General features: G+C 67.1%; 21 protein-coding genes. 13 read left to right on the forward strand and 8 right to left on the reverse strand.

What is annotated here, in order from left to right; genetic code table 11:
* Positions 1 to 137: 137 nt before the first annotated feature.
* The 5 genes from G6N53_RS03710 to G6N53_RS03730 all read left to right on the forward strand — a co-directional run bounded on the left by G6N53_RS03710 (position 138) and on the right by G6N53_RS03730 (position 3807).
* Positions 138 to 731, forward strand: a complete 594-nt coding sequence (locus tag G6N53_RS03710) for a rhodanese-like domain-containing protein (RefSeq protein ID WP_163887254.1) — start codon at positions 138 to 140, stop codon at positions 729 to 731.
* A 5-nt stretch (positions 732 to 736) separates the two neighbouring features.
* Positions 737 to 1606, forward strand: coding sequence for a sulfite exporter TauE/SafE family protein (locus G6N53_RS03715; protein WP_163887256.1), 870 nt, complete (start codon positions 737 to 739; stop codon positions 1604 to 1606).
* Between the two features lie 62 nt (positions 1607 to 1668).
* Positions 1669 to 1938, forward strand: a complete 270-nt coding sequence (locus G6N53_RS03720; RefSeq protein WP_163887258.1) for a metal-sensitive transcriptional regulator — start codon at positions 1669 to 1671, stop codon at positions 1936 to 1938.
* Positions 1939 to 1985: 47 nt separating this feature from the next.
* The gene (locus G6N53_RS03725) at positions 1986 to 2396 is read left to right on the forward strand and encodes a DUF302 domain-containing protein (RefSeq protein ID WP_163887260.1); all 411 of its coding nucleotides are present in this window, start codon (positions 1986 to 1988) and stop codon (positions 2394 to 2396) included.
* A gap of 64 nt (positions 2397 to 2460) precedes the next feature.
* Positions 2461 to 3807, forward strand: a complete 1347-nt coding sequence (locus G6N53_RS03730) for an MBL fold metallo-hydrolase (RefSeq protein WP_163895417.1) — start codon at positions 2461 to 2463, stop codon at positions 3805 to 3807.
* On the opposite strand, the gene G6N53_RS03735 is transcribed toward G6N53_RS03730, so the two are convergent.
* Together G6N53_RS03735 and G6N53_RS03740 are read right to left on the reverse strand one after the other, a co-directional pair.
* Positions 3804 to 4151, reverse strand: coding sequence for a DUF202 domain-containing protein (locus G6N53_RS03735; protein ID WP_163887262.1), 348 nt, complete (start codon positions 4149 to 4151; stop codon positions 3804 to 3806). The genes G6N53_RS03730 and G6N53_RS03735 overlap by 4 nt on opposite strands.
* A 1-nt stretch (position 4152) precedes the next feature.
* Positions 4153 to 4539: a YidH family protein gene (locus G6N53_RS03740; RefSeq protein ID WP_163887264.1), complete on the reverse strand. Its 387-nt coding sequence runs from the start codon at positions 4537 to 4539 to the stop codon at positions 4153 to 4155.
* A 153-nt stretch (positions 4540 to 4692) separates the two neighbouring features.
* On the opposite strand from G6N53_RS03740, the gene G6N53_RS03745 reads away from it, so the two are divergent.
* Positions 4693 to 5601: a universal stress protein gene (locus G6N53_RS03745; RefSeq protein WP_163887266.1), complete on the forward strand. Its 909-nt coding sequence runs from the start codon at positions 4693 to 4695 to the stop codon at positions 5599 to 5601.
* 12 nt (positions 5602 to 5613) lie between these two features.
* A complete protein-coding gene (locus G6N53_RS03750) occupies positions 5614 to 6489 on the forward strand; it encodes a universal stress protein (RefSeq protein ID WP_163887268.1) in 876 nt (291 codons plus the stop codon).
* 12 nt (positions 6490 to 6501) lie between these two features.
* On the opposite strand, the gene G6N53_RS03755 is transcribed toward G6N53_RS03750, so the two are convergent.
* Positions 6502 to 7221: a peroxiredoxin gene (locus G6N53_RS03755; RefSeq protein WP_371870804.1), complete on the reverse strand. Its 720-nt coding sequence runs from the start codon at positions 7219 to 7221 to the stop codon at positions 6502 to 6504.
* 87 nt (positions 7222 to 7308) lie between these two features.
* A complete protein-coding gene (locus G6N53_RS03760; protein ID WP_163887270.1) occupies positions 7309 to 7905 on the reverse strand; it encodes a zinc ribbon domain-containing protein in 597 nt (198 codons plus the stop codon).
* A 252-nt stretch (positions 7906 to 8157) separates the two neighbouring features.
* On the opposite strand from G6N53_RS03760, the gene G6N53_RS03765 reads away from it, so the two are divergent.
* The gene (locus G6N53_RS03765; protein WP_163887272.1) at positions 8158 to 8838 is read left to right on the forward strand and encodes a cutinase family protein; all 681 of its coding nucleotides are present in this window, start codon (positions 8158 to 8160) and stop codon (positions 8836 to 8838) included.
* Positions 8839 to 8904: 66 nt separating this feature from the next.
* Entirely contained in the window at positions 8905 to 10902 is a 1998-nt protein-coding gene (locus G6N53_RS03770) for a DUF7064 domain-containing protein (RefSeq protein ID WP_163887274.1), read from the forward strand.
* A gap of 8 nt (positions 10903 to 10910) precedes the next feature.
* On the opposite strand, the gene G6N53_RS03775 is transcribed toward G6N53_RS03770, so the two are convergent.
* The 3 genes from G6N53_RS03775 to G6N53_RS03785 form a co-directional block, all read right to left on the reverse strand.
* Positions 10911 to 11477 carry a hemerythrin domain-containing protein gene (locus G6N53_RS03775; protein WP_237166369.1) on the reverse strand — a complete coding sequence of 189 codons (567 nt, stop codon included), beginning with the start codon at positions 11475 to 11477 and terminating at the stop codon, positions 10911 to 10913.
* 85 nt (positions 11478 to 11562) lie between these two features.
* On the reverse strand, positions 11563 to 12267 hold the full coding sequence (locus G6N53_RS03780) for an IF2 family translation initiation factor (RefSeq protein ID WP_237166372.1): 705 nt from the start codon (positions 12265 to 12267) through the stop codon (positions 11563 to 11565).
* A complete protein-coding gene (locus tag G6N53_RS03785) occupies positions 12264 to 12821 on the reverse strand; it encodes a CsbD family protein (RefSeq protein WP_163887276.1) in 558 nt (185 codons plus the stop codon). Before G6N53_RS03785 ends, G6N53_RS03780 begins: the two co-directional genes overlap by 4 nt.
* A 141-nt stretch (positions 12822 to 12962) precedes the next feature.
* On the opposite strand from G6N53_RS03785, the gene G6N53_RS03790 reads away from it, so the two are divergent.
* The 3 genes from G6N53_RS03790 to G6N53_RS03800 are packed head-to-tail and all read left to right on the forward strand — an operon-like array spanning position 12963 to position 16189.
* Entirely contained in the window at positions 12963 to 13820 is an 858-nt protein-coding gene (locus tag G6N53_RS03790; RefSeq protein WP_163887278.1) for an oxygenase MpaB family protein, read from the forward strand.
* Between the two features lie 39 nt (positions 13821 to 13859).
* Entirely contained in the window at positions 13860 to 14846 is a 987-nt protein-coding gene (locus G6N53_RS03795) for an NAD-dependent epimerase/dehydratase family protein (protein WP_163887280.1), read from the forward strand.
* A 32-nt stretch (positions 14847 to 14878) separates the two neighbouring features.
* Complete coding sequence (locus G6N53_RS03800; RefSeq protein ID WP_163887282.1) at positions 14879 to 16189, forward strand: NAD(P)/FAD-dependent oxidoreductase; 1311 nt, start codon at positions 14879 to 14881, stop codon at positions 16187 to 16189.
* A gap of 44 nt (positions 16190 to 16233) precedes the next feature.
* Here the strand turns inward: G6N53_RS03800 and G6N53_RS03805 are convergent, their stop codons facing one another.
* Positions 16234 to 18804, reverse strand: coding sequence for an Ig-like domain-containing protein (locus G6N53_RS03805; RefSeq protein WP_163887284.1), 2571 nt, complete (start codon positions 18802 to 18804; stop codon positions 16234 to 16236).
* 150 nt (positions 18805 to 18954) lie between these two features.
* Here G6N53_RS03805 and G6N53_RS03810 point away from each other — a divergent pair, with 150 nt between their 5' ends.
* Positions 18955 to 19782 carry an acyl-CoA thioesterase gene (locus G6N53_RS03810; RefSeq protein WP_163887286.1) on the forward strand — a complete coding sequence of 276 codons (828 nt, stop codon included), beginning with the start codon at positions 18955 to 18957 and terminating at the stop codon, positions 19780 to 19782.
* Positions 19783 to 19794: the final 12 nt, after the last annotated feature.

Consider the following 19794-nt stretch of genomic DNA (forward strand, 5'->3'; position numbering starts at 1 on the left):
TGGGTATGTCAAGTACCCCGGGGGGTATAAATATTTCTACTTGCCATTACCCCAGGGGGTATGTGTACCCTGGGAGTCGGATATACCCCCGGCGGTATGAGGAGTGGCCCGTACCGCCCGCTGAAAGGACCACAGATATGACCGCACCAGCCATCATCGATCCGCAGAACCTCAGCGACCTGCTCGGTTCGGCGACGCCCCCTCGAGTGCTCGACGTCCGCACCCCGGGCGAGTTCGAGACCGCCCACATCGCCGGGGCGTACAACGTGCCGCTGGACCTGCTGCGCGAACACCGCGACGAGATCATCAAGCACCTGGACGAGGACGTCGTGCTGGTCTGCCGCTCCGGTCAGCGCGCCGCCCAGGCAGAGGAGACACTGCGCGGCGCCGGATTGGGCAACGTGCACATCCTCGACGGGGGGATCACCGCATGGGAAGCCAGGGGCTTCGCGGTCAACCGCGGCGCCCAGCGCTGGGACCTCGAGCGGCAGGTCCGCCTGGTCGCCGGCTCGATCGTGCTCTCCAGCATCCTGGCCAGCGTCGCCGTTCCCAAGGCCAAGTGGCTGGCCGCCGCGATCGGCGGCGGGCTGACCTTCGCGTCACTGACCAATACGTGCGCGATGGGCATGGCGCTGTCGAAGCTGCCGTACAACCGCGGCGCCACATGCGACGCCCCGACCATCGTGTCCCAGCTCGTCGGATCTGCCCCCACAGACCAGAAAGCGAGCTGACCGTCATGATTGCGCTCACCATCGGCCTGGCCGTCTTCGTCGGCATCTCGCTGGGGTTGCTGGGCGGCGGTGGCTCCATCCTGACCGTGCCGCTGCTGGCCTATGTGGCCGGGATGGACGCCAAGCAGGCCATCGCCACCTCGTTGCTCGTCGTCGGTGTCACCAGCGCAATCGGCGCCATCTCGCACGCCCGGGCCGGCCGGGTGCAGTGGCGCACCGGGCTGATCTTCGGCGGGGCGGGTATGGCCGGCGCCTACGCCGGCGGCGTGCTGGCCCGCTTCATCCCGGGGACCGTACTGCTCATCGGCTTCGCCGTGATGATGATCGCCACCGCCGTCGCGATGCTGCGCGGCCGTAAGAACGCCGGGACCTCCGACAGCGGACATCGGCTGCCGGTGCCGAAGATCGTCGCCGAGGGCCTGGTGGTCGGTCTGGTGACCGGCCTCGTCGGCGCCGGCGGCGGCTTCCTGGTGGTACCCGCCCTCGCACTGCTCGGCGGGTTGCCGATGCCCATCGCCGTCGGCACCTCGTTGATCGTGATCGCGATGAAGTCGTTCGCCGGCCTGGCCGGGTATCTGTCCAGCGTCCAGATCAACTGGACGCTCGCGTTGGCCGTCACCGTCGCCGCAGTTGTCGGCGCTCTGCTCGGAGCCCGCCTGACCGCAAAGGTGGACCCCGACGTATTAAGGAAGGCCTTCGGCTGGTTTGTGCTCACGATGTCCTCGGTTGTCCTGGGCCAGGAGATCCACCCGGGCGTCGGTGTCGCCGCTGCGGCACTCACTGCGGTCGCCGCCGGCATGACCTTCGTCTGCACCCGGTACGCCCACTGTCCGCTGCGCCGCCTGAGCGGGCAGTTCCGCGCGGCAGCCACATGATCACCCCCGGGAATACCCCCACGGGTACCATGGCGGTATCGTCCGGAGAGAGGAGCAACACCATGGTCGGTGACGAGGACGCAATCGCCGCGGTACTCAACAGGCTACGCAGAGCCCAGGGTCAGCTGGCCGGGGTGATCTCGATGATCGAACAGGGCCGCGACTGCAAAGACGTCGTGACGCAGTTGGCTGCGGTGTCGCGGGCACTGGACAAAGCCGGGTTCAAGATCGTCGCCACCGGATTGCGGGAATGCCTTACCGGCGATGCCGCCGAAGGCCAGCAGCCGATGACCGAAGCCGAACTGGAGAAGCTGTTCCTGGCCTTGGCGTGACCGGACCGGGGGCGAGACCGAATAACACGAGATCGGGAGGGAAAGCCATGAGCTACGCACTATCGACGACACTGCACACCACGTTCGAGGACGCGGTGGAGAAGACCCGTGAGGCGCTGGCCGATCAGGGTTTCGGAGTGCTGACCGAAATCGACATGAAGGCCACCCTGAAGGCCAAGCTCGGCGAGGACATGGAGGACTATCTGATCCTCGGTGCCTGCAACCCGCCGCTGGCACACCGCGCGGTCAATGCCGACCGTCAGATCGGATTGTTGTTGCCCTGCAACGTCGCCGTGCGTGCGGACACCAACAGCGAGGGTGCGGTGATCGTCGACGCGATGGACCCGCAGGTGATGGTCCAGCTCTCCGATCAGCCGGGGGTCCGCGAGGTCGCCGACGAAGCCGCAGCCAGATTGCGAGCGGCGATCGAATCGCTGGAGTCCGCCGACACGCGATAGCACCGAATGGCCGAATACCCTGCTGTACAAGGAGATCGAAATGGACGTCAACGTAGATGTCAAGATCGACATCGCGATCATCGAGACCACCGGGTTGGGTGACCGCAGTTACCTGATCAGCGCCGACGGGGACGCCGTCGTGGTCGACCCGCAACGGGACATCGATCGGGTGCTCGACCTCGCCGGTGCGCGCGGGGTGCGGATCACCCATGTGCTCGAGACGCACATCCACAACGACTACGTGACCGGCGGCCTCGAACTCTCCCGGACCACGGGAGCCGAGTACGTGGTCCCCGCCGGTGACGACGTCGGCTATCAGCGCCGCGCTGTCCGCGACGGTGACGAGATCCGAGCCGGGTCGATGCGGTTCGAGGTCATGCACACGCCCGGCCACACCCATCACCACGTCAGCTACGTGCTGCGGGACTCCAACGGCACGGTGGCCGGCGTGTTCACCGGGGGCTCGATGTTGCACGGGACCACCGGACGCACCGACCTGCTCGGGGAAGAGCACACCCAGGAACTCAGCCACGCGCAGTTCCACTCGGTGCGTCGGCTCGCTGCGGCACTTCCCGATGACACCGAGGTCTATCCCACCCACGGGTTCGGTAGCTTCTGTTCGGCGACCCCGGCCAGTGGTGACTCGACCACGATCGCCGACCAGCGCAGGGACAATCCGGCGCTGACCCAGGACGAGCAGAGCTACGTAGACGAGCTGATCGCGGGACTGTCCGCCTACCCGGCCTACTACGCGCACATGGGCGTGATCAACACCGAAGGCCCCGCCCCTGTTGACCTTTCGCTACCGCAACCGGTTGACCCGGACGAACTGCGCCGACGCATCGAGTCCGGCGAGTGGGTGGTGGACCTGCGCACCAGAACGGCGTTCGCCGCCGGGCACCTCGGTGGCACCCTGGGCTTTGAGTTGTCGGATTCGTTCGTCACCTACCTCGGATGGCTCTACTCCTGGGGTTCGCCGCTCACTCTCATCGGCGACAACGAGGATCAGATCGCCGACGCCCGGCGGGAACTCGCGCGCATCGGCGTCGACAACCTGACCGGCGCGGCAGTCGGTGAGATCAAGACGCTGGCCGGCGGCGCGCCGCTGCGGTCGTATCGTGTCGCCGACTTCGCCGGCCTCGCCGAGGAGATCGGCAAGAACACACCAACCGTCCTCGATGTCCGTCAGAGCGGCGAGTACGACGACGGGCATGTCCGCGGCGCACTCAACATCCCGTTGCATGAACTCAGCAAGCGCATCGGTGACGTCCCCGGTGGCGAGGTCTGGGTGCACTGCGCGTCCGGGTACCGCTCGTCGATCGCGGCGTCGATGATCGACCAGCCCGGCCGCACTGTGGTTCTCGTGGACGACACCTTCGACAACGCCCAAGAGCTCGGGCTCGTCGGCTAGCCGAGTGCCGCCGAGTACAGCAGCGCTGCCACGATCGCGGCGGCGAAGCCGACGGTGGCACCGCCGATCAGCAGGACCTCGGAACGCGGGGCGAGCATGACGACTCGCCCCGCGACGACGGGGCTGGCGCTGATCTGCCTCGATCGCCGGTAACCGAGCCCCAGGACGAGCAGCGCGAGCAACGTGGCGGTGAGCGCCAGCGCCGTCCGCCCAGGTCCGAGCGGGCCGTGCTGACGCAGCATCACCAGCGCTCCCCCGATCAGGAAGCCGAATGCGCTTCTCTCCCAGGACAACAGCGTGCGCTCAGCCGGTAATCCGGGCTTCTGCGGCTCTCGACGGGGCATCTCACGTCCCCGCCGGCGGCCAGACGACAAGGATCACAAGTACCACGACGGTCACCGCGAAGATCGAGCCGCCGAGCAGCAACGGCACGTGCGTGGGCGGCAGATCGCGGTCCCGGCGCATCGCGGTCTGCACCTGTTGCCAACGCCGGACCGCAAGCGCCGCCAGCAGGCCGCCGCCTGCGGTCAGCACCACGCTGAGACCGTGACGCACGCCGGGGATCCCGAAGGACGGCACGAACTGAACGACGGCGATGCCGCCGGCGATCAACGCCAGCGCGGTCCGGATCCACGCCAGGAAGGTCCGCTCGTTGGCCAGCGTGAAGCGGTAATCAGGCTCTTCCTCACCGGCCGGTACGGACGACGATCGTTCGTGATCGGCAGAACCCATCAGACCGTATCCCCTCGAGCGGACGTCGTCGTCACAGCGTAAGCCGCCATCGTGCCATCTCCGAAGTACTAAGGCCCATCAAAGTACTAGGGCCCACCAGTTGAGGACCAATGCCTCCAGACTTGACGCCGGTCACGACCTAGCGTGAGGCCCATGATCGATCCAATCACCCGCGGAATAGTCGTCGCCGTCGACGGTTCCCCCTCGTCGACCGCGGCGGTCGAATGGGCCGCCCGCGATGCCGACTTGCACAACGTGCCGCTCAAGGTGGTCCATGTCATCGCTCCCCTGACCTATGTCGCCGAAGGGTGGTCGGCGTTCCCTGCCGAGGTCTACTCACAGGCCCAGGAAAAGGAGGCGGTCCGGATCCTCGAACTGGCCCACAAGGTGGCCGTCGAGTCGGCAGCACCCGATCGGGCCTCACAGGTGACCAGTGAGGTGCTGCACGAGCCAATCGTGCCCGGCCTCGTCGACCTCTCCAAGACGGCCGGTTTGGTCGTGGTGGGCTGCCGCGGGGAAGGCGGGGTGGCCGGTGCGCTGCTGGGCTCGGTCAGTTCCGGGCTGGTGCATCACGCACACTGTCCGGTCGCGGTGATCCACAACGAGGAACCGACCCCCCAGCCGTCCCAGGCCCCGATCGTGGTCGGCGTCGACGGCTCCCCCACCTCGGAGCTGGCCACCGAGATCGCCTTCGATGAAGCCTCCCGGCGCGGTGTGGAGTTGGTGGCGCTGCACGCGTGGACTGACATGGGCCCCCTGGAGTTTCCCCGCATCAACTGGGCACCCATCGAATGGCGGAATTACAAGGAGCAGGAAGAGGAGGTGCTCTCCGAGCGCCTCAGCGGTCACCGGGACCGCTACCCCGACGTCGCGGTGCGCACCGTAGTGGTCAGCGACCGGCCAGCACAACGCCTGCTCGAGCAGGCAGAGCATGCGCAACTCGTCGTGGTGGGCAGTCATGGCCGCGGCGGTTTCGCCGGCATGCTGCTGGGATCGGTCGCCCGGGCGGTCGTGCATTCTGCGCGGGTCCCGGTGATAGTCGCCCGCGATACAAACGTCTGAGGAGTTCTTTCGATGCCAGTTCGTGTGGTGATGGGTTACGACGGCTCTCAGGAGGCGGGCACCGCGATCGACGTCGGGGTGGCGCTGTTTCCGGGGGCGCACGGCTGGATCACCTACCTGTGGGTCCCGCCGTTTGCCAGCGAGAAAGTCCGGCAGCGGTTGCGCTCCCGCGCTCGTGACACCGAAGAGTTGGTCGCTTTGGTCGAGCAGGAGGGCGAGCGCGAGGCCCAGCGTGTCGTCGCCACCGGTGTGACGCTGGCCGGCGCAGCCGGATGGGACGCCGAGCCACTGCTGAAGCGGACCTGGGGCGGGGAGGGCTGGCGCATCGCGCAGGTCGCCGAGGAGGTCGACGCGGACCTCGTCATCGTCGGATCGCGAGGACTGGGCGGCGCAAAAGCGGTGTTGGGCAGCGTTTCCGACCTGGTGGTGCACTACTGCGCAAGGCCCATGGTGGTGGTGCCGCACCCGATGTTGTCCACCGAACACGCGGCACTGACCGACGGGCCGGTCATCGTGGGCTGGGACGGGTCGGCCGGCGCCGAGAAGGCGTTCGCAGCGGCCATGCGTCTGCTTCCGGACAGGGACCTGCTGCTGATCTCGGTGGACGCCGACGACACTGTCGACGAACCGGCCGCCGTCGACGCCGAGGTATTGGGTGACCGAAAGGTGGAGCGGCTCAATGTCGAACGTGGTCGCGGTTTCCCTGCACACGCGTGCGCGGAGGCATTGATCAGCGCCGCGCGGGACCGCGATGCGGCGGTCATCGTGGTCGGGTCGCGTGGCCGCTCAGCGGCACGGAAGATCCTGTTGGGCAGCGTCGCGATGGCGACGCTGCACAACGCTGAGCGTCCGGTGATGGTCGTTCCCAGCGAGTGGGAAGTTCCGTAACCACCTCCCAGATCAGCTCTGGATGGCCCTCTCGACGTCGTCGGCCGACAGTTCCTTGGTGCAGAAGAACCAGTCCACACACTCGACGCCGTCCACCTGGTCGTCCATTCGCTGTTTCGCCGTACCGCAGGAACCGGCCGGGGGGACGATCACGGCGTCGCCCGGGCGCCAATCCGCCGGTGTGGCGACGTCGAAGTGGTCAGCGGTCTGCAGCGCTTTGATGACGCGGAGCAACTCGTCGAAGTTGCGCCCCAGGCTGAGTGGGTAGTAGATGACGGCACGGATGATGGCTTTCGGGTCGATGACGAAGACGGCGCGCACCGCCTTGGTGGAGTCTTCGTTCGGCATGATCATGCCGTACTTGCGCGCCACCTCCATCGAGACATCCTCGATGAGAGGGAATTTCACCTCGACATCACGCATGCCGCGAAACTCGATCTTGTCCTTGATCGTGCGCAGCCAGGCGATGTGGCTGTACAGCCCGTCGATCGACAGGCCCACCAATTCGGTGTTGTAGGAGGCGAACTGGTCGGCCATGGCGGCGAAGGTCATGAACTCGCTGGTACACACCGGTGTGAAGTCGGCCGGATGGGAGAACAGGATCACCCACTTGCCTGCGTAATCGGCTGGGAAGTTGATGTCGCCCTGGGTGGTGGCGGCGGTGAACGCCGGAGCCGGATCGCCGATCCGGGGCATCGCAACCGTTGGTTCGGACGTTTCGATGGCGGTCATGATTCTGGTCCCTTCAGGAAGTTGGTGTACCCGATAATACCCCTAGGGGTATATTCGACGCATGCTGTGACTCGGTGTTCTTGCCCACTACTGGCTTCGGTGCAGTGCACGCCTGATACGCAACTGCGCGGCCGCAACATTCCTGGCTGCTTCCTCGACCAGGCTCACGAATTCTCCGTCGTAACTGTTGACCGAACCCGCCATCGCCGCCAGACACATGTGCGCCGCGGCGTGGGCATCGTCGATCGACGCGCGCAGCTCGCTGGTCAAGTCAGGGTCGGGGGTCGGCAGGTGTGCAGGAAGGTCCACCGCCGACACCTCGTGCAAGTCCTCGCACGCCGTCTGCAATCCCCGTCGGTCGAAACTCTCCAGTGCGCGCTGAGTGTCATCGAGAACGGTCTCCAGCTCCTTCACGTGCGAGCCGGCCACAGACACCCAGTCTTCGAATGCAGTCTCGCCGGAGGGCGGTGGCATCACTGTGCCCGAACGCCTTTCGTAACCCACGGAGGCGATGGCGACGGCCCCACAGATGACCACCAGCGTCGCGATACCGACAAGGGCCCACCGGGTACGTATCCAATACCTGCGTTCCACCTCGTCGGCCGCAGCGTCGATGGGGGCCCCGCATTCGCTGCAGAACTCCCAGCCCGCCGGGTTCGGGTGTCCCGCCGGGCACTCGGCCATCAGCGGCTACCGGTGTCGTCGTGGCTCAGCATGGCATCAACACTGCCCCTTGCGACTGCCGCGAAACAGGGGCCTGAAGGCCGGTGCAGGGGGGACCTTTGGCACCCGCGCTACGGCCACGGCCAGCGGTGGTGACCGACAGGCTTGATCAGTATTCTGCGTTTTGGACAGAGATCGTGCGGGTAGACCCTCGCCGTCCGTCGGGGAGCAACGACGCCGGCCTCGGGTCAGATACGAGAACAGGCGGTCCAGATGAGCAGAATCAGCCGTTGGTTTGCGGCAGTGGTCTTCGCGGTGATGGCCGCCGGGGGTTCGGCGGTGGTCGCGGCACCCGCGTACGCTGCGCCGTGTCCCGATGTCGAAGTGGTGTTCGCCCGCGGCACGTTCGAGCCGCCGGGGATCGGAGCCACCGGCCAGGCGTTCGTGGATTCGCTGCGATCGAAGACCAACGGCAAGTCCGTCGATGTCTATGCGGTGAATTACCCTGCCTCCCTTGACTTTGCCGCTGCCGCCGACGGGGTCATCGATGCAAGCAACCGGGTCGTGGAGATGGCGGCCAACTGCCCGGACACCGACATCGTTCTCGGCGGCTTCTCGCAGGGGGCCGCGGTCGCTGCCTACATCACCGAGGACGAGATTCCCGACGGTTACACCCCACCACCCGGGATGACCGGGCCGATGCCGCCGTCGGTGGCCGATCAGGTGGCCGCGGTGGCGCTGTTCGGAAAGCCGTCCACCGGCTTTCTGCAGATGCTCAACACCGGTGCTCCTCCCATCGTCGTCGGTCCGGCGTACGAGTCCAAGACCCTCGACCTGTGCATCCCGGAAGACCCGGTGTGTTCGCCGTCCGGAGGGGACGGCGGCGCGCACAGCGCCTACACGCTGCGGGGCCTGACGGACCAGGCGGCGGACTTCGCGGCGAGCAAGCTGTAGGCCGCCCGGTACGAAGGTATTGACACCCGTCAACAGTGTGATCGGGCTCACTGCTAGGTTCGTCGCGTGGCTCGCCCTGCAGACCTCCTCATCGAACGTCCCGCCGACCTCAGCGCCGACTGGTTGACCGCAATCCTCGGTCGCGGCCGCATCTCGGGGTTCACCACGGAGCGGATCGGCACCGGCCAGATGAGCGAGTGCTACCGCGTCGCTCTGACGTATGCCGACGCGAGCGCAGGCGGCCCCACGTCGGTCGTGCTCAAGGTCGCCGCGACCGACCCGAACAGCAGGCAGACGGGGCTGGCACTCGGGCTCTACGAGCGCGAGGTCCGGTTCTACACCGACATCGCGCCGGGTCTGCCCGGCCCGGTGGCACCGTGTCATCACGCCGCCTTCGACCCGGAGACCGGTGCCTTCGATCTCCTGCTCGGCGACGCGGCGCCGGCCGAGGTGGGCGACGAAATCCGCGGCGCGACAGCGGACCAGGCGGAGCTGGCGCTCGCTGAACTCGGCCGGGTGCACGGCCCTCTGATGAGCGACGCCTCGCTGGCCGGCGCCGAGTGGCTCAACCGCGAGTCGCCGGTGAGTCAGGCGCTGCTCGCCCAGCTGTGGGCCGGCTTCTCCGAGCGCTTCGGCGACGCGATCGACCCGGCGCACCGCGAGGTGTGTGAGCAGTTGGTCGCCGCGTTCGACGCCTACGTCGACGCCGAGGCCGCCGGCAACCGGGTCCACGGCCTGGTGCACGGTGACTACCGCCTCGACAACATGCTGTTCGGGCAGCCCGGTGCGGACCGGGCGCTGACCGTGGTGGATTGGCAGACGGTCACGTGGGGACCGGCGTTCACCGACGTCGCCTACTTCCTCGGGTGCGCCCTGCCGGTGGAGGTGCGCCGCGAGCAGTACGAACGGTTGCTGCGTGCCTACCATCGAGCACTGGGACCCGGGACACCCGTCGGCCTGGACGCCGTCCGCGACGGGGTGCGCCGTCAGAGCTTTTTCGGCGTGATGATGGCGATCATCTCGTCCATGCTCGTCGCGCGCACCGACCGCGGCGACCAGATGTTCATGACGATGCTGGCCCGCCACTGCGAACACGTGCTGGACACCGACGCGCTGGCCGTGCTTCCGGAAGCCGCACAGCCCGAACCGCTCTCGCCACTCGCCGAAGACGAGGGTCCGCACGCACCGGGCGACGAGGACCTGTGGAACGAGAGCTGGTACTTCGACTTCGCCGACGCACAACAAGATGTCGGCGGATGGGTGCGTCTCGGGCTGGTGCCCAACCAGAAGACCGGCTGGATCAACGCGCTGGTGTGCGGGCCCGACATGCCGACGATCGCCATCGTGGACTTCGCCGCGGACCTGCCCACCGACCCGGCCGAGATTCGCACCGAGTCGGCGCACCTCACGTTCGACGCCGGCGAACCACTGCAGACCTACCGGGTGACCGTCAAGGGCCGCGCAGAGGTTTTCGACGACCCGGCGGGCCTGCTGCGCGGTGATGCGGGCCGGCCGACAGAGTTGACGATGGACCTCACCTGGACGACCGTGGGCACCCCGTATCAGTACCGCATCACACCGCGCTACGAGATCGCGTGCACCGTGACGGGCACCGTGACCGCCGGCGGCCGGCAGTACCACTTCGAGGCGGTCGCCGGTCAACGGGATCACTCGTGGGGAGTCCGCGACTGGTGGGGAATGGACTGGGTCTGGAACGCCCTGCATCTCGAGGACGGCACTCATCTGCACGGCGTCGACGTCCGTATTCCAGGCGTACCTTCGATGGGCATCGGCTACCTGCAGCCACCTGGCGCGCCACTCGCCGAACTGACGACGGTCAGCGCCGAAGCCACCTTCGCGGACAACGGGTTGCCCCTCTCGACGTCACTGACCCTGCAGCCCGGCGATCTGACCGTCGACGTCGACATCCGCGGGCACGCCCCGGTCCGGCTGACCGCCGACGACGGGCGGATCAGTTACTTCCCACGCGCCTGGGCGGCCGTCACCACCGGCGACGGCCGCACCGGCATCGGCTGGCTGGAGTGGAACCGCAACCCGCACTGACCGCGCAGTCAGGCCGCGGTGCCTCGCAGCGCGTCGCGCGCCCGGTCGAGCAGCGACGCAAACGGCCCCACGGCGAAGTTGGCGAACGCCGACTCCACCCCGGCATGGGGATGTGTTGGTGCGATCCGCTCGGCCATCTGCACCGCTGACGCCAGCTTTGCCAGTTCCGCGTCGTCCAGCTGCTCTTCGAGCAACGTGAACTCCTCGGTTTCCTCCCGCTCGGCATGCTCCAGCACCGCCGCCTGCAGATGGATCAGCGCCTTGCTGAAGTCCGCAGTGCCGCAGGGAATCTTCTCCAACTCGCTCAACGCCACCTTGGCGTCGTGTTCCTCGGTGAGCCTGGCGTCAGCGATCTCACTGCCACCGTCGATCTTCCGCCGCACCCGCGGGTGAACCATCATCTCCTCGGCCGTCTCGTGGACGGCGAGAAGGGTCCGCAGGCGGGTGAAGGCTTCCTGCTGATCGTCGGCGTTCTTCGCGTCCAACGTCTCGACGAACAGCGCCTTGATCGTCTCGTGCTGTGTCTTCAGGTAGGCGACCACGTCACCAGGTGTGCTCACAGGTTTCTGACCCACGATGGATGACCTCCGTGTCTGGGCTGGATGGTTGCGCGAGGGGCTGTGCGCTACCTGGTGTTTACCCAGCACGGAGGTGCGGCAATCAGTTCTCGGCCCGCTCCGCCTGCCGGTCGGCCTTCTCGGTCTCTGCCAGCCCTTCGACCCGATCGGCTCGTGCCCGCTTGTCCGCCGCGGTCCCGCGCTTGTCCGAAGCTTCCTCCAGCGCTCCCTTGGCCTGCTCCACGACCACCCGCTCGTCGGCCAGGATCGCCTCGTGCGCATCTTTCCTGGCCGCCTCGACGGCGGACGCCTTCTTGGTGGCCGCGGCCTGTGCCTCCTGCTTGACCGCGGCAGTGCGCTGCGTTGCCTTCTCGGCGGCGTTGTCGGCACGCTTGCGTGCCTCCCGGCGGGCCTGCTGCGCTTCCTGCTGGCGCGTCTCGTGCGCGTCTTGCTGCTCCTCGACGGCCTCGGTCAGATCGGATCGCAGTGCCGCATCAGCCTTTTCGCGCTTGGCCTCGGCAGCTGCGTCCAGCCGCGCAGCACGTGCCAACGCGTCACTGCGGTCCACCAGAGCGGTGCCACTGGCCTGCAGGTTCACGTCACCCAGCACTGATCCGACCGCTGCGTCGAGGGTGCCGAGAGAACGCTCGTAGAACAAGCGCGCCGGTGTCTCGGCGTCGAGCCGGGTCATGACCCGATCCTCGATGAGCTGCAGCGGCAACCGGGCGAGCCGATACTGCAGCCTCAAGATGACGACCGGCACGTTGACGATGTTCATGGTCCACTCCTGTGTCCTGATGGTGTTCATGGCAGGTCGGCTTCTTCGGTGATCGACTCGGCACGCTGACGGAGACGCTCGGCCTCCTGCTTGGCGTTGTCGGTCACCTTCACCGCGGTGTCATGCTCTGCGGTGGCCGCCAACAGGTCCTCCTGGGCCGCCTCGATCTCCGCATGTTCCCGGTTCTTGGCCTGATGGACCTCGTGCTGCGCCTCCGCTTGAGCCGCCACCGCCTCTCGGGCGACGTCGTTGCGGGCTGCTTGCTCGGCGAGGTGTAGCTCGTCCTGCTTTTGTGCCTGGATGTCGCCCTTGGCTTCCGCGGCCTCGGTGTCGACCTCGACGCGAACCCGGGCGAGGTCGGCCTCGGCTTCCGACAACTCGGTCAACGCTTCGGTCGTCTCGGCGTCTGCGACAGACTCGGCAACGTTGGCCTCCTTGCGCTCACGCGCCTGGGCCTGTTCCAGCTGCCCCTCTGCGGTCAGCGAATCGTTTCCGATCACCGCGCCCGCGATTTCCTTCGCCTTGCCTTTGACGGAATCCAGCAAGCCCTCTCGGGCCTGCCCGGCCTTGTCGTGTTCTGTCATCTGTGAAACTCCTCTCGCCGGCAAACTGCCAGTCGGCTGCCTCCGTGGCATTCCCCCCGCGGCGCCCATCTCAACCTTCATGTGACCAATCGCGCTCCCGCCGGCCGTCGCGCGGCGGGCATCCGGGACCACAATGGGGTCATGGTGGTTCCCGACCTCGGCACCGTTCGCCGACAACTCGGCCAGGCGGTGTTCGGCATGGTCGCCGGGCCGGAGGGGTCCCAGAACCGGGCGCGGATCCACGACACCCCTGGGCCCAGGTGGTTCGGCGAGGAGCGGCCGATCCGGCGGGTGCACGGCGACGCTTCGATGTTCGTGGGTGGCCTGCGCGCGCTACTGCTGCAGTCGCTGCATCCGCTGGCGATGGCCGGGGTCGCCGGGCACTCCGACTACCGGGGTGATCCATGGGGCCGACTCGCGCGCACCAGCACCTTCCTGGCCGAGACCACCTTCGGCACGGCGGCCGACGCACAGCTAGCAGTCGACCGGGTGCGCGGCATCCACACCCGGGTGCGGGGAACGGCCGCCGACGGCCGGCGCTACCACGCGACTGATCCGCATCTGCTCGAATGGGTGCACGTCGCGGAGATCGACAGCTTCCTGCACGCCCATCAGCTCTACGGGGCCGCTCCCCTGTCCCAGCAGGGCCGGGACGACTACGTCGCCGACACTGCGCGGGTGGCGATAGCGTTGGGGGTCCTGGACCCGCCGCGCAGCCAGCGGGAACTCACCGAGCGGATCGAGGCCTACCGTCCGGAGCTGCAGAGCACCGCCGCGGCGCGGGAGGCAGCACGGTTTCTGCTGGTGACCCCGCCGTTGCCGCTGATCGCCAGGGGTCCCTACGCGGTCCTGGCCGCCAGTTCGGTCGCGATGCTGCCGTCGTGGGCGCGGGCACCGTTGCGGCTGCCGTACTTCCCTCCGGTGGAGACGACAGTGGTCCGCGCGACCGGACGGATCCTGGTCGGCGGCATCCGGTGGGCGCTGGCCGCAAACGCCTGAGCCCCGTTTCGTCGACGGCAGAGCGGGAACAGCACCGGTATGCCCTTACGCGTCGCGGTCACCGGACCCACCGGGGAGATCGGTCTCTCGACGATCACGGCGCTGGAGGCACATCCCGACGTGACCCACATCGTCGGCATGGCGCGCCGTCCGTTCGATGCGGCCGCGCAGGGCTGGACGAAGACGAGCTACCGGCAGGGCGACATCCTCGACCGCGAGTCGGTCGACGCCCTCGTCGACGACGTGGACGTGGTGGTGCACCTCGCGTTCATCATCATGGGTTCGCGGGAGGAGAGCGCTCGGGTGAATCTGGCGGGCACCCGCAACGTCTTCGAGGCCACCGTGGCCGCTCGACGACCCCGTCGGCTCGTCTACACCTCGTCGGTGGCGGCCTACGGGTATCACTCCGACAATCCGGTTCCCATCACCGAAGACGTCCCGGCACGCGGGTCGCCAGAGCACTACTACTCCGAACAGAAGGCGGAGTGTGAGGCAGTCCTGGCCGAGGTCACGTCGGACTCGCCGCTCCAGGTCTACGTACTGCGGCCCTGCATCGTCGCCGGGCCGAAGGCGCCGGCGCTGTTCGACGCCATGCCCTGGAATCAGCTGCCCAGGCCGCTCCGCGGGGTCACCCAGACGCTGCCGCTGCTCAAGCCGCCGTTCCCGGACCCGGGCACCCCGCTGCAACTGGTTCACCACGACGACGTCGCTTCCGCGATCGCGTTGGCGGTGACGACCGATTCGGCGCCGCCGGGGGCCTACAACATCGCCGGGGACGGGGTGCTGTCGATGTCGGAGGTCGGAGAGGCGCTCGGCGCCCGGCCGGTCAAGGTGCCCCACAGCGCGGCGGTGGCCACCTCGGAGCTGATATCGCGGTTGCCGTTCGTTCCGTCGGCACTGGAATGGCTGCACGCGGGCCGCACCTCTGTGGTGATGGATACCGGCAAGGCCAGAAACCAGCTCGGCTGGTCTCCGAAATACTCTGCAGCACAGACACTGTGGTCTCTGGCCAACAGCGTCCGTTGAAGGTACCGAACCATCAGTCAGGAGCTGAGTCCATGACATCGGTTGTGATCGTGGGTAGCGGGTTCACCGGCTTCGAGTGCGCCCGCCGACTGGCCCGGATCCTGCGCAGGAACGATGCCTCGGTGGACGTGACCATCATCTCCCCGGTGGACTACATGCTCTACACACCGCTGCTCCCGGAGGTGGCCGGTGGTGTCGTCGACGGTCGCTTCGTCACCATCCCGCTCGCAAACGCGCTCGACGGCGTGCGCGCCGTGCGTGGACGAGTGGAGTCCGTCGACTTCGATCAACACACGCTCTGCTACACCGACCCCGAGAACCGCTCCCGTGACATCTGCTGGGACCGGCTGGTTCTGACGCCTGGTTCGGTCACGCGCCTGTTCGACATCCCGGGTCTCGCCGAGCACGGCCGCGGGTTGAAGTCCACCGCCGAAGCGCTGTATCTCCGCGACCATGTGCTCGAGCAGTTCGAGCTGGCGAACGTCGACGACGACCCGCAACGCATCCGCGCCCGCCGCACGATCGTCATCGTCGGTGCGTCGTACTCGGGGACCGAACTCGCCGCCCAGCTACGCGCTCTCGCCGATTCGGCGGCCGCACAGATGGGATTCGACCCGGCCGAGGTCCGCGTCGTGCTGCTCGACATGGCCGAACAGGTGATGCCGGAAGTCGGCGAGAAGCTCGGCGCGGCCGCCATGCGGGTACTCGGCGAACGCGGCATCGAGGTGCGGCTCGGCACCACGCTGAACGAGGTGCACGCCGACCATGTGATCCTCAGCGACGACTCGTGCCTGGACGCCCACACCGTCGCGTGGGTGACCGGCGTCACCGGGGCACCGTTGATCGCCGAGCTCGGGTTGGACACGGAACGAGGCCGGGTCAAGGTCGACACCGAGCTGCAGGTGCCAGATCATCCCGATGTCTTCGCCGCGGGCGACGCCGCCGCAGTGCCCGATCTCACCCAGCCCGGCAAGATCACCCCACCCACCGCGCAGCATGCGACGCGGCAGGGAAAGGTGCTGGCCCGCAACGTCGCCGCCAGCCTCGGGTACGGCTCGAAGAAGCGCTACAAGCACCGCGACATGGGCCTGGTGGTCGATCTGGGTCCGCGCTACGCGGTCGCCAACCCACTCGGCATCCAGCTCTCCGGGCTGCCGGCGAAGTTCGTCACCCGGGCCTATCACCTCTACGCCATCCCGAGGTCGGTGAACCGGTGGGCGGTGTCGCTGGCCTACCTCACCGACGCGGTGTTCGACCGTTCGGTCGTCTCGATGGGGCTGTCGACCCAGGAGGACGCGAAGTTCTCCAGCAGTGAAGGCATCCCGATGCCCAAGGCGGACTGATCGGTCCGGTTCGTTCAGGCTGTGCGGATCTTCGGCGGCAGCTGTTACAGCGTCATCCGTGCAGCGGACAACTCGTGAAGATAGACCTCCAGATCGGTGTAGCCGAGGGTTGAGAGATGGTCGCCATTGTGATTCGCGAAATAGGGATCCAGACCCCGGGCGATCTCCCATACGTCGGGCATGCCGTCACCGTCGGTGTCCGTCGGTGCGTCCGGTGCCATGCCCGAATAGGGTGGGAGCAGTGCGTCACCGGCGGGATTGACGCTCGGGGTTGCCGACGAGATCCGGTCCGCGGCGACGTCCTGCAGCAGTCGTGTGTCCATCGGGTCTCTGGGCCAGGCACCGACGCGGTTGAGCAATTCTGCCCGCAGCAGATCCGTAGGCGTGTAGGTGATGTCGGGGAACGGATGCCGTGCGAGCAGTTGTTGCGCGCGGCCGGCGGAGTCGTCGGGGTCGCTGACCGAGCTGTAGTCGTTGCAGCAGTAGAAGAGTTCGTAGTCGGACCGTGTCGAATACAGACTCATCGTGTTGCCGCTGACGTAGAGCCGGTTGCCCGGTACGCGAAGGATCTGGTCGTCGAACATTCCGTACGGGAACTGGGCACCGGTTCTGAAATGGTTGTTGACCGCATTGAGGTTCCAGTAGATCGGGTACGGATTGCCCGAGGCGTCTGTGACCACGTTGGTGTCCACGCCCAGCGCGACGAAGAAGCGCGGATCCCAGTAGAGGTTGTTCGACAGCTCCAGATTCATGGTCGAGCCGGCGGCCGCCGCGGACTCGCGGCTGCCTTCGGGCAGTCGGCCCTCGATCCGGTTGAAGATGTTGTGATGCAGTGAGACATCGTCCAGCCCGAAGCCGTGGGCTGGGTTGGAGTAGTTCATCAGCACGCCGCCGTAGAACGAATGGCCACCCAGCGTCTCGGCGATGATCGAATTCTGGATGGTGACGTTGTTCGAATAGGAGATCTCCACCGCTTCGTCGGTTGCGTTGCCGATGGAGACGTGGTCGACGATCCCGTTGCGGGTGTAGCGAAGGCGCAACCCGTCATCGCTTCGCCCGCCTGTCCCCGGACGGATGCGCACATGCTGGAGGATCCAGTTCTCAGCGAAATCGGTTGGTGCGCGCACAGTTTGATCCTGGTACGGGGTTTCGTCGGTGACGAAGCCTCTGATGGTGATGCCGCCCGGCGAGCTCTGACCGGCGATGGTCACGTTGCCGTTGGTCAGATGGATCTGGGTGTCGATCAATCCGCTGACCTTGAACAGAACGTATTTCGCACCGGGTTGGTCGATGGCCCACTGCAACGAGCCCACTCCGGAAGCGTTGGTGTTGGTGACGTAGACGACGCTGCCGCCACGACCGCCGGTGGCAGCGCTGCCGAACCCCTCAGCACCGGGGAACGCTGCAAGAGCAGACGTCGCTGCCGGACCGATCGCCACCGTCACCGGTACGCTCGCCGTCGCGCCGCGGCCGTCGTCGACGGTGACGACGAAAGTATCGGCCCGGTCTGCGGCGGTGGCGGTGGGTGCCGCGGCATTGTCCCGTGCTGCGGTGGTGGGCGTGTAGGTGAACGCCCCCGCGGAGGTCACCACGACCGCGCCCTTGCTCGTGGTGCCTGATCCCCGGTAGGTCAGGACGTCTCCGTCGGGGTCGCTACCGACCACCACGCCGGTCACCACGCCGCTCAACGGTTCCGGGTTTCCGACGACGGCGTGTCCTGTCGGCGCGGTGTTGGGCAGGGCGAACGGAGCGACGACCACCGAAACCCTGGACGTGCTGGTGTGACGGCTGTTGCCGAACAGGCCGAAGCTCAGCAGGTTCACCCAGCCGAGGAATCCGTGGATGTGGAAGCCGCTTTCGGCGTCGCTGACGGTGACCTCGAACGAGTCGGTGACACCGGTTTGCGCGTACATCCGATCCGGGGTGTACAGGTAGTTGCCGTCGGGGTCGACCACCACCGTGCCGTGGGCGGGGGCGGCGGCGACGGTGTAGACCTGCGTGTGACTGTCGGGGTCGGTGACGTTGAGTGCGCCGGTGACCGATCCGTCTGTGGCCTGGCCGGTCTGGGTCGGGGTCCGGTTGTTGAACAACGCCGCGATCCCGTCGAAGAAGTCGGCGATCGGGTTGGCCTGCGCAGCGTTGCGGGCTGCTGCGGAATCAGCCGTGTTCGCCGGACCGGATGGCTCAGACACAGCTGCACTGCTCGTTGTTCGCACCGGGGGATGGTCAGACACTTCATCCGCAGTCGCGATCGTGTCGTCGGGATCAGGGTTCTGCACCGTGGGCGAGGAGTCAGACGCCTCAAAATCTTCCGTCTCCGCGGGCTCGGGCTCAGGGCCGGCCTCGTCGGCATCGTCTTGAGAGTCGCGGCCCGCGGGTCCGGTGGCGCCCGGCGCCGCCCCGGCGTCCGCATCGTCCCTGTCGCGGCGCGACTTCGTGACGTCATCAGCTGTCGAGGTGGAGCTCACGGAATCGTCTGTTCGCTCCACCGACGAGGGCGCAGCGTCCGACGGCTCAGCAAAAGCGACTGCACCGCCGGAGATCGCGATCACGGTGCCGACGCCCAACATCGCGGCGACTGGAACAAACCGAGCAGCGAACGTGGTGGCGTCCATCGCTTCTCCCTCGATCGTTTGGGGAACAGCGCGATGAAAGAAGACCAACATGTATTGACGTGCGTGTCAATAGACGGAGGTCGAGATATTTGAACTGTTCAGGACGTGTGAGAGCGGCACCAGATGCCCCGTGAGGCAAAATGCCAGACGATGTCCTCCTCGCTCGGCGATGTGCTCGCCTCCCTGCAGCTCGACCGGGTCGACCCGGCGCTCTTCGTCGGCCAGCAACTGCCGGCACCGGCCAACCACATCCTGGGTGGCCATATCTCGGCGCAGGCCTTGATGGCGGCCAGTCACACCGCGCCGGGCCGGGCCCCACACAGCGTGCACACCTATTTCCTTCGTCCCGGTGACGCCCGTCGGCCGGTGGAGTTCGATGTGGCCGATCTACAGGAAGGCCGGACGTTCTCCGCGCGCCGGGTGACCGCCCGCCAGGACGGCCAGATCCTGCTCGAGGCGATGTCGTCGTTCAAGGTCGTCGACACCGAATCCGCGGAGGTGGGGTATCAACCACCGATTCCCCAGGCACCCGACCCGGAGTCGTTGCCCTGGGTGGCACCACATTTCGCCGAGTCCGAAGAGGTCACCGAGGGACAGTGGGCGAGTCTGCGCTGGTTCGAGCGGCGGATCATCGACGCCGAACAGGCACCGCCGGCGCGGTCCCGGATCTGGTGGCGGCCGGCCGGGGAGGTGCCCGACGAACCGGTGCTGACGGCGACGCTGGTCGCGTACCTGTCCGCGGTGACGCTGACCGAACCGGCGTACGCGGCCCGCGGAGGCATCGGAGTCTCGGCGCAGCGCGACCATTCGGTGTGGTTCCACGCGCCGGCGGTGCTGTCGGATTGGCTTCTCTACGACCAGTCCTCACCGAGTAGCGCCGATTCGCTTGCACTGGCGAGCGGGAGGATGTTCAACCGCGAAGGTGATCTGGTCTGCACGGTGCGCCAGGAGATGTACTTCCCGCCACCGCGGCGCTGACGCGCTACCCGA

Source organism: Mycolicibacterium hippocampi (assembly GCF_010723735.1).
Classification (GTDB): domain Bacteria; phylum Actinomycetota; class Actinomycetes; order Mycobacteriales; family Mycobacteriaceae; genus Mycobacterium; species Mycobacterium hippocampi.